Below are 13,222 nucleotides of genomic sequence, written 5' to 3'. Positions count from 1 at the left end.
AAGTGGATTCAAGGGTGTTGCCTCATATTATATGAAAAAAGCAACCGTTCGGACAGAGCCATTTGAAGCATTTTGAAAAAAGAGGATACAATCCAAAGAATTAGGAATTTTCAAAATATTGGATGGCTTCAGCGTGTATGACTGGGATTCGGCTTTGAGTCAAGTTATAATAGGGTTGGAGAAAGGAGCAGTGTGATGAAACTGAATGAACAATTATATGCGTTTTTTTCAGAGCATGTAGAGCAAATGGCCGAGGAATGGATAGAAACGATGGAGGATAGTGATCCAAATTCGCTTTACGCCTTACATAATGCAGCAGTGACGGAAGAATTAAAAGAGCAGGACAGGGAATTTTACCGGCATCTGAATTACATGTATGTTTTACCGGAAAAACAATTTCTCGAGGAATTTCAAGAGTGGGTCATTGAGCTGACGAATGATCAAAAGCATCTCGACACTCCAGTTCAGTACGTCATTCGGGAGTTTATGAGAAACCGTAGATTATATACGAAGTATTTTGAGCAATTCGCAGAAGAAAATGAGTCGGCGTTTGAACCGGGAGAGAAACAAAAATGGGCCGATTTGATTGTAAAAGTTTTTGATTTTACCATTTATACATTCGTCGATCACGCTGAAACGAATGCCAAACAGCAATTAAACGCTCAGAGAGAAATGATATTGGAATTAAGCTCGCCTGTCATTACACTGAGCAAATCAACAGCTCTGCTTCCGCTTGTCGGTGACATTGATACGGAGCGGGCAAAGTTTATTCTGGAAAACACGCTTCATGCTTGTGCAAAAAGACGCGTGGAGCATCTGTTGATCGATTTGTCAGGCGTTGTGGTCGTTGATACGATGGTGGCTCACCAAATTTTCAAATTGATTGAGGCGCTCAATTTGATCGGTGTCCGGTCAACTCTGTCAGGAATCAGGCCCGAAATCGCGCAAACTGCTGTACAGCTGGGGATTGATTTTTCGAACATTACAATTAAAACCAATCTTGCCCAAGCTTTAAACTATCATCAATAAGAAGAACATCCGCTATCAGTGATAGCGGATGTTTTTATGAGACAAAGCAAAGAGATAGGAGAAAAGATCCTGCGAACAGCAAGAGAACGAGGCAAAAGAACAGCCAATCGCGTTTGTTCACAGTCAGTGTCCGGTAATAAGTCCGGTTTCTGCTTCCTGTAAAACCTTTCGATTCCATCGCGAGCGCCGTCCGTTCCGCTTTTCTGATAGCGCTTGCCAAAAGCGGGATGGTATACCGCTTTAACGCGCTGATTTTTTCGATGAAGCCGCTTTCCGCTGCTCCTCCTCTAATTTGATGAGCCTGCTGGATCAGCCGGACCTCATCTTTTAAGTGCGGAAGAAAACGAAAGCCTGCAATGACGCCATAAGCAAGCTTTGGTGAGAGCTTGCACTGCTGAACAAGGCTCAGCATAAATAAAATCGGATCAGTCGTAAAAACAAACATCATCGACAAGGCGGAAAAGCACAAAATACGAAACCCGAGAGAGATGCCGACAGACACATTATCACTGTTTATCGAGAGAGGGCCGGCTTGAAACAAGAAATTATCCGGAGTTGTAGGCACCTTGCCAAAAACAGCTGCTGTCCACACGCAACCGAATGCCAAAATCAAAAACGGAATCGTAAACAAGAACCATTTTTTCAATGGGATTCTGGCAGCCGTTAGGACACCCGTAATGATGATGATATAAAAGCACGCAGGGGTGTATGGGTTGTAAATAAACGACAGCATGACGACACAGGAAAAAACGGCCGCCGCTTTCACTGTCGGATTAATGAGATGTAATGACTGCATCATCACGCACCTCCTCTTGATATGCCATCCATTCATATAAGAGGGGAAGAGTGAGCTTCGCTTTTTGGACAAGTGCTGTTTCCTCAGAAAATAACCGTGCTGGAGATCCGTCAAAGGCCAGGCTTGTATCGTGAAGCACGAGCACGCTGTCGGCATACGAAGAGACCAGCTCCATATCGTGTGTAATCATCAGGACAGCGGTTCCTTCTTGTTTGATCCGCTGAATCATGTCCATGCATTCAGCAGCCGAGCGGGCGTCCTGGCCAAAGGTTGGTTCGTCTAACAATAAAACCTTTACGTCATGCATGAGCATAGTCGCGACACTCAAACGCCTTTTTTGCCCTTGGCTGATCGCGAAGGGATGATGATCTGCCAAATGCGCAAGACCGAAACGATGCAGCAGGTGCCGCGCTTTTTTCTCAGTTTCAGCGCTTGCATTCTGGCCGAACAGCAGCTCGTCATACACGGTATCGGCGACAAACTGATGTTCCGGGTTTTGAAAAACAAATCCCATTCGTTTACGCAATTCATTTTCTTTATACGCTTGCAGCGGCTTATCATATAGAAAAATCTTGCCGCTTTTCGGCTTTATAAGACGGGCGAGGACAGATAAGAGTGTGGATTTTCCAGTGCCGTTCGGGCCGACAAGCGCCGTCAAAGAGCCTTCGCACAATGAAAAGCTGATGTCTTTGAAAATCGCCTGCTGTCCTCTTGCGAACGAAAGGCAGCTGACTTCAAGCACACTCTTCCCGGAAGGAGCTTCATTTATTTCAGGATAGCCGGCAGGAAAAGGCTCCTTGAACAATGATTCTTTTGATAAAGAAAACGGCATACGGAGCTTTTCCTGAAGATCACATCCTTTAGGAATCGCGATGCCCAATTCCTTTAAGGTCTTTGCTTCATGCTGAAATAGATCTTTCGTCCGGCCATCCAGCGCTTTTTTTCCTGATTTGTCCAGCACGATGGTTCTCTCAATCCAAGGCGTCCATTCATCAAGCTGGTGCTCAATGACGAGGAGGCTGAAGCCTTTTTCCCGCTGAAGCTCCTTCATCATGTGAACGAACTCCCGCGCTGAATAAGGATCTAAAAGGGAAGTCGGTTCATCTAGCATAATAAGCTCAGGCTCCATCGCTAAAATACAGGCGAGAGCCACTTTCTGCTTTTGTCCTCCTGACAGAGTGGATATCGTTTTTTCTTTTAAATCGGTAATACGCAATTTTTCTAAAACAGCATTGATCTTCTTCGTCATCTCTTCTTTCGGGATCTGCAAATTTTCCAGCCCAAAAGCGATTTCGTCCTCCACCGTCAGCATGCAAAACTGCTGATCAGGGTCCTGAAAGACGATCCCGGCACGCTGAGCAATGGATTCGGTACCTGTAACCGGCTTTTGAAACAGGGAGACATGTCCGGACTGTATGCCGTCGCAAGCCTCAGGGTAAAGGCCGTTTAAACAAAGGGCGAGCGAACTTTTTCCGCACCCGCTTGGGCCCAGCAATAAAGCGCATTCTCCTTTATGAAGTTCAAACGAAAGGTTTTGAAAAACCGGTTTCTCGTCTTCTTCATAAGAGAAGCTGAGTTTATCAACCTTCAGGAGTTCATTAAAGGCTTGCATGTTCTGATGCCCGCTTCCGTTTCTTTTTCAGTTCCTTTCCGAGTGCCATTCCGTTTAATACACCTGTATAAGCGAGAGAGTCGCTGACAGCCTTTCCGAGAAGCCCCGCAAGCAGTGCACCGGAAATCAGACGAATCACAAGCATAATGAGAAGATAAGTTGGTGAATAGGCTGCATAGCCGGAAACAAAGAGATCGTAGATAAAGCTGGCTGCCGAAGATCCCATTCCAGCCAGCAGTAGGACAGGCAGAGAGTATGCTTTCCAGCGTGTCGCGAGAAAAACTGCCTCAGCCCCGAGACCTTGAACGATGCCGATAACGATGACCATCGGGCCAGACGGATTTCCCAGCAGGCACTCAACGAGCGCTGCAATCATTTCAGAAACGAGCGCCGCACCCGGTTTTCGAATGATATAAGCGGCAATGACAGAAACGATAAACCAAATGCCGTAAATCGGTTCATAAGCGATTGGCCCGAACATACCGGCAAGTACGTTTCCGAAATGCGTAAATAATAAATAAACAACGGCAAAAACGATACTGATAACGGACATGATGACAATTTCTTTTACTTTCCAGCTTTTCATGTTATCCCTGCTTCCTGTTTTTTCTTGATGGACTGTTAGCCGAAAAATTCACCGTCATGGTTACGTGGTTTGTTTGCTGTTCAGCCATGCGGAAAACAGTTTCCAATGTTCTGAATACGTCATGCGCATCCCCGTCAAGCTCGCTCGCGTAATGGACACCCTGTACGAAGGTGCCCTGGGCTTTTGCGATGTCGACAGCCTTCAAAATCAATCCCATATAATCCGGCTCATTCATTGGATAAAGGGCAAATTGGCATGGCGCTTCCGCGTTCAAGCCTCGGACAGCATCTTCATTGACACGCTTATCGTCTTTGAAAAGATATGTATCTCCCTGTGTATCGCCCGGGCATCCGATGGAAAACGTGCCGTTCATAACGATGTGCTTTTCGCTGTTCGCCGCATAAAGGTAAATGGCCTTGGCAGCGTCGAAAACATGATCAATCGATCCGCGCAAGACTGTACTGATATGGTCAGTTTTCGTCCAAACCTTGGATGTATCTGTTTTTTTCAGCGCAGACTTGATCACACTGATAAAATCATCCGTCATCGGATATAAAGAGAAGCGAAAACCGGCGATTCTGCTTGTACCGCAAATATGCTCCATTTCTAAATGCCTCCTGTTTTTTTAGGATGAAATAAAAAAACTGCATATCCTAAGGGAATATGCAGTCATAGATCGATAAAGCGCACAAAAAATACACCATTCGGTCAACCTGCACTTCCCCACGCTGGTATTATCCAGATCGGGTCATAAGGGATCAAAGCGCGTTTCTCCCGCGCTTTATCTCAGCCAAAACAGCACCCCTAGTGCTTTCCGTATGCAATTTTTTATTTGACATCATCATAGATGATAAGAATCATTTTGTAAACAATGAAATGATTTTTTCATATAGGGGCAGGAGAGGATGATCACATTTGGGGAAAGGATTCATATTAATTGTGAAAAAATCGCCAGAGTGCTTTAGCTTGAATTGGAATATGAAGGTATAGCGTTACTGTTAAACAAGGTGATAAACCCTAAACTTAAGCTGTTTTTTTGTCAACAATCTGAAACCCCGCTGCATGATAAGAACCTTTCTTTTGGACAATCTAATGGGAAAAGGAGGCGAAACACATGGAAAAGAAAGAGGAGCAATACATCAATCAGGCTGAATTTGTCCCTCATCCGACGAAGGAAGGAGAGTATGCCTTATTTCTTCACGAATCATATCATTTGCTCTCGGAAGATGATGAGACACAAACAACAGAATAAGGGCTTAGGCCCTTGTTTTGTTCCGTAATTGTAATGAAAGCGTATTTATTACTTTTTTGAGTTGACACAGCTTGTTTTTTTCTGTAATCTCAGTGTGTCAATTCAATTAGGAACTTCGTTAGGTGAGGCTCCTGTATGGAGATACGCTGCTGCCCAAAAATGTCCAAAGACGCCAATGGGTCAACAGAAATCATCGACATAAGGTGATTTTTAATGCAGCTGGATGTTTGATCCTATGCCATACAGTGCTAAAGCTCTACGATTGAAGGCGCCCGCACGCTTTTTTGCCGTGCTTCTTTCTCCTTCAATCCCGAAGGCTTTTTTTATGCCCTTAAAATGAAGTTTACAAAAGGAGGTGCGGAGTATGGATTCTCCCCATTCGAGTCAATCTGAAGAAGTACCCATATACTATGACAGCAAGACAATTGATTACACGATGAGGAGACAATCTGCCGCACCTTCTGGCGAGGCCGGCATGTCTCCGTAGAGGAGGTACGAGTCCCGATGGTTCAAAACATGACCTATGACGAACTCATTTTACGCATCATTATTTTATTGCGAGACGGAAAAATCAGGGATTTCAGAAGCGTTATTGATGAGCTGCAGCCCTATGATATGGCGTTTATTTTTAAAGAAATGCCGGAAAAACACCACGCCCGCTATTTATCTTATTTAACTGTAGATGATATTACTGATATGATCGGGGAGCTGGAACGCGAATTTCAGCTTGTCGTCTTAAATAAAGTCGGGAAAACAAGAGCAACACTGGCGATGAACAAAATGGACAACGATGATCTCGCTCAATTGCTTGAAGAAATGGACGAAGAACTGAAAGAACAGCTTTTGTCCAGCATGGAAGCGTCAGAGTCAAAAGCTGTGCAGCTTTTGATGAATTATCCGGCTGACTCAGCGGGACGCATGATGACAAACCGGTATGTGTGGATTCCTCAGCATTATACGGTTAAAGACGCGGTCGTCAAACTGAAAAGCTTTGCTGAAATCGCTGAATCGATCAACTACTTATATGTGATCAATGAAAGCAAACAGCTGGTGGGTGTCCTTTCCTACCGTGATTTAATTCTTGGCGAACCTGAAGAAAAGGTGCAGGATTTAATGTTTACCCGCGTTATTTCAGCAGGCGCTCTTCAGGATCAGGAAGAGGTTGCCCGTCTGATAGAACGTTACGATTTCTTGGCGATTCCGATTGTGGAAGAAAACAATGTGCTTGTCGGCATTGTAACGGTCGATGATATTATCGACGTCGTCATTCGGGAAGCTGATGAGGATTATGAGAAATTTGCCGCTTCCGGTAAAGACATCACTTTTGACACAAAGGCTTATGTCGCTGCATACCGGCGTCTGCCATGGCTGATTTTACTCTTGTTTATCGGACTGATTTCCGGAAGCATTATCAGTTATTTTGAAGATGCGCTGCAGCAGGTTGTCGCGCTGGCGTTTTTCATGCCGATGGTGTCAGGGATGACAGGAAATACAGGAACGCAATCTCTCGCGGTTGTTATCCGAGGCTTGTCTAAAGAAGAAATGAACAAAAAAACGATTGTACGCCTGATCCTCCGGGAGTTTAGAACAAGTATATATATCGGAGCGGTTTGTTCTGTTCTGATTGCGATTATCGCCATCTTATGGCAGGGGAACGCGCTTTTAGGATTTGTTGTCTCCTCGTCATTGCTCTTTACGTTAATTATCGGCACGATGTCAGGAACGATTATCCCTATTATTTTGCACAAACTGAAAGTAGACCCGGCAATCGCTTCAGGACCGCTGATTACAACGCTAAACGATATTTTGTCTTTATTAATTTATTTCGGCATTGCCACTGCATTCATACACTCATTATAAATGACAAAAGTCCGTCTCAATTGCGAGCCGGACTTTTGTCATTTACCTGTTTTTGTACCGAAAGTGAGCATTAAGCTGCCCCTCCAGCATTTTTTTCCGCACTTGCGGATCGTTTTTCAACATCTGTTCTTTTTTGCGCATATCCTTTAAAATCTCTGCCGTCTGTACGCCATCTTCACGTTTATTGGCAATATCCATCAGCCTCTCCACATCGGCAAAAGAATATTTTCTCGTGCCCCTTGAGGACCGCTGCGGATAAATGAGCTTCCGTTCCTCATAATACCTGATCTGTCTTACGGACAATCCTGTCAATTCACTCACAATTCCGATTGAAATCACTTTTTTGTCTTTATAAGAATGATCTTCTGTGGTCATTTTTCCACCCCTGGCTGTCTTTTGATAATAGTATATAAAAAACAAAGAGAAAAAACCTGACGCTTGTCATATTTTCTAACATCAAATAGAAGATTTTTGAAAAAACACGGCAGAAAAATTAACAAGAATAATGCATCACACATAAGCGCGTTTTATCCTTTATGTAACGAATAACTGAGGAGGAAGGATAATCATGGAGGAAGAAAAAGCAGTCTCACTGGCTAAGGAAATTATAGAATTGGATATCAAACGTGATGAAATGCTGGAGACGTTTATGCAGCTTGCCGGAGAACATGCTTTTCAACTATTAAGATCGGTGCAAAACGGACTGTACCGAAAATCTTCGTAAACATAAATTCTTTACATTAGATTCATACCACGTTCATGAAAATGAAGTATCTTGTGTATAGGATACCTCAAAATGAAGGAGGGCGCTATGAGTAATTTATTGAAATCCGCTTTAGAAAAAGAACGAAGCCATTATGCTGAAAAACTCTTTCAAATCGGAGTTTATAATAAAGAAGTCATGAACAAAATGACGATTTCCGAACTGCGAAAAGAATACGCGTATTTCTTCCGCAGCATTGTAAATGACAAAAAATATCCTTATACAAGATAATGTATAAGGTTTTTTTGCTTTCAGAAGGAATCTCTCGAATTATAGCGAATACGTATAGTAAGGGACTGAACTCTTATTATATGTAAGGGTTTTCATTATTTTTTTATAAAAATCCTATATACGAGGTAGATATGATGAGATTATCGTTTAACGAAGAAGAAGTTGAGCGTGCGATGAATTTGTACAAAGTTTTTGCGAGGGCTTTCAAAAGTGTGTCTGAACATAGTATCCGTGACAGCAAAGAACACGGCTTTAATCCCACTGAATTTGCTGTACTGGAACTCCTGTACACAAGAGGCCCGCAAAAATTGCAGCAGATTGGATCGAGACTTCTGCTTGTGAGCGGAAACGTCACATATGTGATTGACAAATTAGAAAGAAACGGGTTTTTAGTAAGGGAGCAGGACCCGAAAGATAAACGCTCCGTTTACGCCCATTTAACTGACAAGGGAAATGAGTATTTGGATAAAATTTATCCGATTCATGCACTGCGGATTGCGAGAGCATTTTCAGGCCTTTCGCCTGATGAACAGGATCAGCTGATTGTTCTGCTGAAAAAAGCAGGCATTCACAGCCAGCATTTGCTGTTTCGTTAACCATTCTGCACTCTCTGTTTCAGGAGAGTGTTTTTTTATGTCATATGATTGTTTTTAAAGCATAATTTTCCGATTAGATATTTCGGCAAGATATCCATTGACATGTTTTTCATATTCTTTCACCTGTTCATTTGATTGAAAAAACGCCGCAATATGTTCTTCTGCTTTCTGCATGTCCCAGTTTCTCATATCTGTGACAAGCCCCCGTTCCTTTAGAAGGTTCAAATTCATTTCCTCCTGTCCCGGCAGCGCATTATAAATAAATATCGGAAGCCGTTTCTGCAAGCATTCGCTGATGGTCACGCCTCCGGGTTTTGTCATGATGCCTGACGCCTGCTCGTATAAACGGTTCATCTCTGCTTTGCTGTGAAGATAGGGGATCGCCTCAATACAAGGGTGGCGCAAACTTTTGACGTAGCAGTAGAGCTTTTCGTTCCGGCCGCATAATATTTTGTATAAGATGTTTCCGCCTGGCGACAGGTACCGAATCCATTTTAAAATACCCCCGACCCCCATACTGCCGCCTGTGATGATGATGGTATACGGCGGATGATGCTGACAGGCGTCTGCTGGTGCCGTTTCAAACATCCGGTGAACGGGAATGCCGGTCAAGTATATATGTTTCTGGCTGATTCCTTCAGACACGGGCTGCCTCTTGACATCTATGATTGGAACAAAATGATAATCAATGTTTTCCCGCCCCCATAATTGATTCACAAAAAAATCAGTGTATACATTCACAACCGTCATATTCGGATATTCCGGCTTGAGCCGATTGAGCAGATAAGAAGGCAGCGCATGTATCGGGCTGTTTTTCTTGGAGAATATGCCTCATTTGTTGCGTGAACAGCCATTCGTACATGGTATAGCGCTTGTCATTCTCATATTTTCCGCAGGCGAGGAGCTTGTAAATACCGCTGTACGTTTTCGGGACATATTGAATCCACTTTAAATATGCTTCGGAGGACAGTTTTTCTAACCGTCTATACGCATGTGAAAAGATATCAATCTTCTCGGCAGCGAGACCTTGAGACTTCAATTCAGCCTGGAGGGCATCGGCGGCATGATGATGCCCTGTAGAAATGCTTAAGAAAGTGAAAATGAGAATGTCTTTCATGCCAGTCCTCCTTAAAAAATATGGCAACTATATTTTGAGGAGAACAATCGCAAAATATTAGGGTGTTTTTGATCATGAGGAAGGTGAAGAGATGAAAGCCTGTTTCCTTTCCATTTGGAGAGCGGTTGACCCGATTTATTTCTTTTTTTCAAGATTGACCCAGCTTGACAAAGATCGCAGCGTCTTTCGAGTCAGGCTGACGAAGTACAAAGGACATCATGTCGTGCTGAGCGATGGAACGCATATAAGAAAAAATGATGTGCTCGTTAAAATCCATTTGCATAACATCAAGCTGATCAGTGAGCTTCAAAGCATTGAAAGCGCAGTGAGAAAGGGGATTATTATATACCAAAAAGTATATCAATCGATGCCAATGCTCTTGGAGTACATCAACAATCATAAAAAAAGTGAAAAAATCAGAGGAATCATTGGTATTACAATGCTTGACAAAGGAGTGGAAAGACTTGGCTTTGATGTGGTCACCCCGGTCAATCCTTTTTACCGACGCTTTAAAAAAATTTCCCATGTGCCGATTTTATATCTTACTTCAAAGCCAGTGAACTTACGCCATTTACCGAATTCATCCTATTTGTTTATATCAAAAGAAAAGCTTCAGAAAATCTATCAAAAAAAAGACTGATGCCATGGCCAGCACAGTCTTTTTTAGATTAAATTTGATGAAATGTCACTTCAGGCCGGCTTCCGACACGGATATTTACTCCGGTTTGTCCCAAGCCCTCACTGATATAAAACGGTTTATCGTAATGATAGTGAAGGCCTTTAATCATGTTCATGCGCACGAGCTTGCCCATTTTCACCAAATGATACGGTTTAGGCCAGTGAATTTGTCCGCCGTGAAAATGGCCTGAAAGCAGGTAATCATAATGAACATCCTTCATATCCAGAATAATGTTTGGGTCATGTGTTAATACAAGATCGTAGCCGTTTTCTAGATGTTTGTAAGAGTCGGTAATATTACTACGGTTCGTGCTGTAATCATCAATGCCGATAATATTGACAGGCCCTGCAGCCGTCTCAATTCGAACATGTTCATTTTGCAGCGCAATACAGCCGTTTTCCTCTAGAACATGTTTTAATCTCTGAAAGTCCATTTCTTTCAATACATAATCGTGGTTGCCAAACACCGCATACATTCCATATGCAGGCTTTAGTTGCTGCAATGCGTTTAAGTAACCCGCCAGCTTCGGGATATTACGTTTTCGATCCAGAAAATCCCCGGTAAGCGCGATGATGTCCACAGGCTGATTTTTTGTTAAACGATACAGCTCTTCAGGTGAAACAGAAATGTTTTCTAAGTGGAGATCTGATAAATGAAGGATATTTAATTTTTTTCTGGCTGGAAGACCGTCTTTTTGATCAATTGAGATGGTGTTGACCTTTACATCTTTTGTATTGCGGTTCGCTTTATATATAAATGGCACACATACGAGTATGGCCAATGAAAGTAAGATTGTAAACAAAATATATCCCCTCCCTCCTATCAGTATAGTAAGTGATCGAGCCTTATGGATAGCGGGAATTAATGGGTAAGAGACAGGTTGAAAAACGGATTGTTTTTGATGAATGATTTGGAAAGGAAAAGGGATAATAAAATTTGACACATGAGGCAGAACATGCCGGATATGGTGTCAGAATAACAGATGGATGTGTAAGCGATGTTACGATTGATGAGACAATATAAAAAAGAAACATTTTATCTATGGATCGCATTATTTCTTCTTTTGCTGTATGTTTCCCCGCTTTTTATTTTAAAGGAAGATGCGCATATTCGCGTCCACGATAATTTAGATTCCAATATCGCTTGGTACAAGGTTTTGGCAGATAGCGGAGAAATCGTCGGCAAGGTTGACGCGGCTATTCCGCAAATCATTAACGGACTGCCGCGGGATGCCTTTGGCACCGAGTGGAGCGGAATTGTTTGGCTCCACGCTTTGTTTTCTTCCATGACCGCCTATGCATTAAGCCAGACAATTACAAGAGTTGTCGCTTTTTTTGGAATGTACATGCTGCTAAAGACACATGTGATTCCGGAGCCGAAAGCGGCTTTTATCCGCATTGGCGTATCACTGGCATTTGCCTTAACACCTTTTTGGCCTTCGGGGATGCTTAGTACGCTTGGATACCCTTTGGCATTATGGGCTTTTCTGAATATCCGTAAAGGGGATATCTCATGGAGAGAGTGGCTGACGCTCGGTTTGCTTCCTTTATATTCAAGCTTTGTCTTAGGCTTCTTCTTTTTCTTGGCGGGAATGGCGTGCCTTTGGCTGTATGATGCCATTACAAAAAAGAGATGGAACCTGATCTTTTTAGGCAGTATTGCATTTATGACGAGCATTTATCTTTTCGTTGAATATCGGCTTGTCTATTCGATGCTGTTTGAGCACGCACCGATGCATCGGATCGAATTTGTTTCATCTCGGCATGACGTTTGGCATTCTCTTCGTCTATCCGTAAAAAACTTTGTCTATGGCCATAATCATGTGATGACCGCTCATACCGCAGTCATTTTGCCGATCCTGCTTCTCGTATTTGCGGCTGTGCTTTTCAAGCGAAAACGGACAAAGCCGGAAAGTGTTTATCTGTTTTTATGTGTGCTTAATTATGGGCTGTCATTATGGTATGCGTTTTGGTTCAACAAAATATGGGCGGTGCCCAAGCAGAAATTTGCTTTTTTAGCTGAATTTAATTTTGCCCGTTTTCATTTTCTGCGGCCGCTAGTCATATACGTGAGCTTTGCGCTTGCTTTATATCTCATTTGGCGGATGGGGAGAGGGTGGAAATGGCTCGTATATGCTGCAGTCGCTGCACAACTGATGGTGCTGGCGCCTTTTAATGAAGAATATACGTACGGCGTTCATTACAACGCGCCGACATTCAGGGAGTTTTATGCATCCGAGCAATTCAACGAGATTAAGAAATTCATCGGACGTCCGCAAGATTCGTACAGGGTGGCAAGCATCGGACTGCATCCGTCAATTGCCCAATATAACGGATTTTACACGTTAGACACGTATAATAATCTGTACCCGCTCTCATATAAATATGAATTTAGGAAAATCATCGAAAAAGAGCTAGAAAAAAATGCCAGTCTGAAACAATACTTTGATGAATGGGGCAGCCGCTGCTACCTTTTCGTCGATGAACTCGGTAAACGATATAATTTCAAAAAGAACTCGAAGAAAACGATTAACAACCTTCAATTAAATACAGATGTATTTAAAAAAATGGGCGGACGCTATATTTTCTCATCAGTTCCGATTAAGAATGCTGATCAAAACGATCTCGCACTCGTGAAGACATTTGACCATAAAGATTCCGCCTGGCGCATTTATTTATATGAAACAAGATAAGGAGGATAT

The 13,222-nt window shown here is 42.8% G+C and carries 15 protein-coding genes, 1 pseudogene and 2 riboswitches; of the genes and pseudogenes, 9 read left to right on the top strand and 7 right to left on the bottom strand.

Going from position 1 to position 13,222, the window contains the following annotated elements; genetic code table 11:
- Positions 1-195 precede the first annotated feature (195 nt).
- Complete coding sequence (gene rsbRB, locus V756_RS0120615) at positions 196-1,029, top strand: RsbT co-antagonist RsbRB (RefSeq protein ID WP_024716330.1); 834 nt, start codon at positions 196-198, stop codon at positions 1,027-1,029.
- A gap of 34 nt (positions 1,030-1,063) precedes the next feature.
- Here rsbRB and thiX read toward each other — a convergent pair whose 3' ends face one another.
- Genes thiX through thiU form a run of 4 tightly spaced genes read right to left on the bottom strand, consistent with a single transcriptional unit; the run spans position 1,064 to position 4,627 of the window.
- Complete coding sequence (gene thiX, locus V756_RS0120610) at positions 1,064-1,828, bottom strand: HMP/thiamine ABC transporter permease ThiX (protein ID WP_024716329.1); 765 nt, start codon at positions 1,826-1,828, stop codon at positions 1,064-1,066.
- Positions 1,803-3,437: an ABC transporter ATP-binding protein gene (locus V756_RS0120605; RefSeq protein WP_024716328.1), complete on the bottom strand. Its 1,635-nt coding sequence runs from the start codon at positions 3,435-3,437 to the stop codon at positions 1,803-1,805. The genes thiX and V756_RS0120605 overlap by 26 nt, the downstream gene beginning before the upstream one ends.
- Positions 3,424-4,023 carry an ECF transporter S component gene (locus V756_RS0120600; protein WP_024716327.1) on the bottom strand — a complete coding sequence of 200 codons (600 nt, stop codon included), beginning with the start codon at positions 4,021-4,023 and terminating at the stop codon, positions 3,424-3,426. The genes V756_RS0120605 and V756_RS0120600 overlap by 14 nt, the downstream gene beginning before the upstream one ends.
- Before the next feature lies 1 nt (position 4,024).
- Positions 4,025-4,627, bottom strand: coding sequence for an HMP/thiamine ABC transporter substrate-binding protein ThiU (gene thiU, locus V756_RS0120595; protein WP_024716326.1), 603 nt, complete (start codon positions 4,625-4,627; stop codon positions 4,025-4,027).
- A gap of 99 nt (positions 4,628-4,726) precedes the next feature.
- Positions 4,727-4,839, bottom strand: a riboswitch (TPP riboswitch).
- 298 nt (positions 4,840-5,137) lie between these two features.
- Between thiU and V756_RS01000000122915 the strand changes: the two genes are divergently transcribed.
- The 3 genes from V756_RS01000000122915 to mgtE all read left to right on the top strand — a co-directional run bounded on the left by V756_RS01000000122915 (position 5,138) and on the right by mgtE (position 7,135).
- Positions 5,138-5,275, top strand: a complete 138-nt coding sequence (locus V756_RS01000000122915) for a transcriptional regulator SplA domain-containing protein (protein ID WP_032682188.1) — start codon at positions 5,138-5,140, stop codon at positions 5,273-5,275.
- 107 nt (positions 5,276-5,382) lie between these two features.
- Positions 5,383-5,549, top strand: a riboswitch (M-box (ykoK) riboswitch).
- A 90-nt stretch (positions 5,550-5,639) separates the two neighbouring features.
- Positions 5,640-5,762 (top strand): hypothetical protein, encoded by a 123-nt coding sequence (locus tag V756_RS1000000124655; RefSeq protein WP_032682186.1) that lies wholly within the window; start codon positions 5,640-5,642, stop codon positions 5,760-5,762.
- Positions 5,763-5,779: 17 nt separating this feature from the next.
- Positions 5,780-7,135, top strand: coding sequence for a magnesium transporter (gene mgtE, locus V756_RS0120580; protein ID WP_024716325.1), 1,356 nt, complete (start codon positions 5,780-5,782; stop codon positions 7,133-7,135).
- Positions 7,136-7,177: 42 nt separating this feature from the next.
- On the opposite strand, the gene V756_RS0120575 is transcribed toward mgtE, so the two are convergent.
- Positions 7,178-7,510 carry a MerR family transcriptional regulator gene (locus V756_RS0120575; protein ID WP_003232541.1) on the bottom strand — a complete coding sequence of 111 codons (333 nt, stop codon included), beginning with the start codon at positions 7,508-7,510 and terminating at the stop codon, positions 7,178-7,180.
- Positions 7,511-7,703: 193 nt separating this feature from the next.
- Between V756_RS0120575 and ykzB the strand changes: the two genes are divergently transcribed.
- The 3 genes from ykzB to V756_RS0120555 all read left to right on the top strand — a co-directional run bounded on the left by ykzB (position 7,704) and on the right by V756_RS0120555 (position 8,725).
- Positions 7,704-7,859 carry a protein YkzB gene (ykzB, locus tag V756_RS01000000122905; protein ID WP_003218545.1) on the top strand — a complete coding sequence of 52 codons (156 nt, stop codon included), beginning with the start codon at positions 7,704-7,706 and terminating at the stop codon, positions 7,857-7,859.
- A gap of 87 nt (positions 7,860-7,946) precedes the next feature.
- On the top strand, positions 7,947-8,129 hold the full coding sequence (locus V756_RS0120560; RefSeq protein WP_024716324.1) for a hypothetical protein: 183 nt from the start codon (positions 7,947-7,949) through the stop codon (positions 8,127-8,129).
- Between the two features lie 131 nt (positions 8,130-8,260).
- Complete coding sequence (locus tag V756_RS0120555) at positions 8,261-8,725, top strand: MarR family winged helix-turn-helix transcriptional regulator (protein ID WP_081719939.1); 465 nt, start codon at positions 8,261-8,263, stop codon at positions 8,723-8,725.
- Positions 8,726-8,779: 54 nt separating this feature from the next.
- Here the strand turns inward: V756_RS0120555 and V756_RS01000000122900 are convergent.
- A pseudogene (locus tag V756_RS01000000122900) lies at positions 8,780-9,842 on the bottom strand (MGDG synthase family glycosyltransferase).
- Between the two features lie 91 nt (positions 9,843-9,933).
- Between V756_RS01000000122900 and V756_RS0120545 the strand changes: the two are divergent.
- Positions 9,934-10,482 (top strand): YkoP family protein, encoded by a 549-nt coding sequence (locus V756_RS0120545; protein WP_024716322.1) that lies wholly within the window; start codon positions 9,934-9,936, stop codon positions 10,480-10,482.
- A gap of 28 nt (positions 10,483-10,510) precedes the next feature.
- Here V756_RS0120545 and V756_RS0120540 read toward each other — a convergent pair whose 3' ends face one another.
- The gene (locus V756_RS0120540; protein ID WP_024716321.1) at positions 10,511-11,323 is read right to left on the bottom strand and encodes a metallophosphoesterase; all 813 of its coding nucleotides are present in this window, start codon (positions 11,321-11,323) and stop codon (positions 10,511-10,513) included.
- A gap of 195 nt (positions 11,324-11,518) precedes the next feature.
- Here V756_RS0120540 and V756_RS0120535 point away from each other — a divergent pair, with 195 nt between their 5' ends.
- Positions 11,519-13,213: a DUF6044 family protein gene (locus V756_RS0120535; RefSeq protein WP_024716320.1), complete on the top strand. Its 1,695-nt coding sequence runs from the start codon at positions 11,519-11,521 to the stop codon at positions 13,211-13,213.
- Positions 13,214-13,222 lie beyond the last annotated feature (9 nt).

It is taken from the genome of Bacillus tequilensis KCTC 13622, from assembly GCF_000507145.1.
Classification (GTDB): domain Bacteria; phylum Bacillota; class Bacilli; order Bacillales; family Bacillaceae; genus Bacillus; species Bacillus tequilensis.
The sequence above is the reverse complement of the archived record's forward strand: the minus strand, read 5'-3'. Positions and strand labels throughout refer to the sequence as shown.

Bases quoted from the DNA above. Each gene is read 5' to 3' on its own strand.
- rsbRB (WP_024716330.1), top strand. From the start codon at position 196: ATGAAACTGAATGAACAATTATATGCGTTTTTTTCAGAGCATGTAGAG.
- V756_RS01000000122915 (WP_032682188.1), top strand. From the start codon at position 5,138: ATGGAAAAGAAAGAGGAGCAATACATCAATCAGGCTGAATTTGTCCCT.
- V756_RS0120575 (WP_003232541.1), bottom strand. From the start codon at position 7,510: ATGACCACAGAAGATCATTCTTATAAAGACAAAAAAGTGATTTCAATC.
- mgtE (WP_024716325.1), top strand. From the start codon at position 5,780: ATGGTTCAAAACATGACCTATGACGAACTCATTTTACGCATCATTATT.
- V756_RS0120545 (WP_024716322.1), top strand. From the start codon at position 9,934: ATGAAAGCCTGTTTCCTTTCCATTTGGAGAGCGGTTGACCCGATTTAT.
- thiX (WP_024716329.1), bottom strand. From the start codon at position 1,828: ATGATGCAGTCATTACATCTCATTAATCCGACAGTGAAAGCGGCGGCC.
- V756_RS1000000124655 (WP_032682186.1), top strand. From the start codon at position 5,640: ATGGATTCTCCCCATTCGAGTCAATCTGAAGAAGTACCCATATACTAT.
- thiU (WP_024716326.1), bottom strand. From the start codon at position 4,627: ATGGAGCATATTTGCGGTACAAGCAGAATCGCCGGTTTTCGCTTCTCT.
- V756_RS0120555 (WP_081719939.1), top strand. From the start codon at position 8,261: ATGATGAGATTATCGTTTAACGAAGAAGAAGTTGAGCGTGCGATGAAT.
- V756_RS0120605 (WP_024716328.1), bottom strand. From the start codon at position 3,437: ATGCAAGCCTTTAATGAACTCCTGAAGGTTGATAAACTCAGCTTCTCT.
- V756_RS0120600 (WP_024716327.1), bottom strand. From the start codon at position 4,023: ATGAAAAGCTGGAAAGTAAAAGAAATTGTCATCATGTCCGTTATCAGT.
- V756_RS0120535 (WP_024716320.1), top strand. From the start codon at position 11,519: ATGTTACGATTGATGAGACAATATAAAAAAGAAACATTTTATCTATGG.
- ykzB (WP_003218545.1), top strand. From the start codon at position 7,704: ATGGAGGAAGAAAAAGCAGTCTCACTGGCTAAGGAAATTATAGAATTG.
- V756_RS0120560 (WP_024716324.1), top strand. From the start codon at position 7,947: ATGAGTAATTTATTGAAATCCGCTTTAGAAAAAGAACGAAGCCATTAT.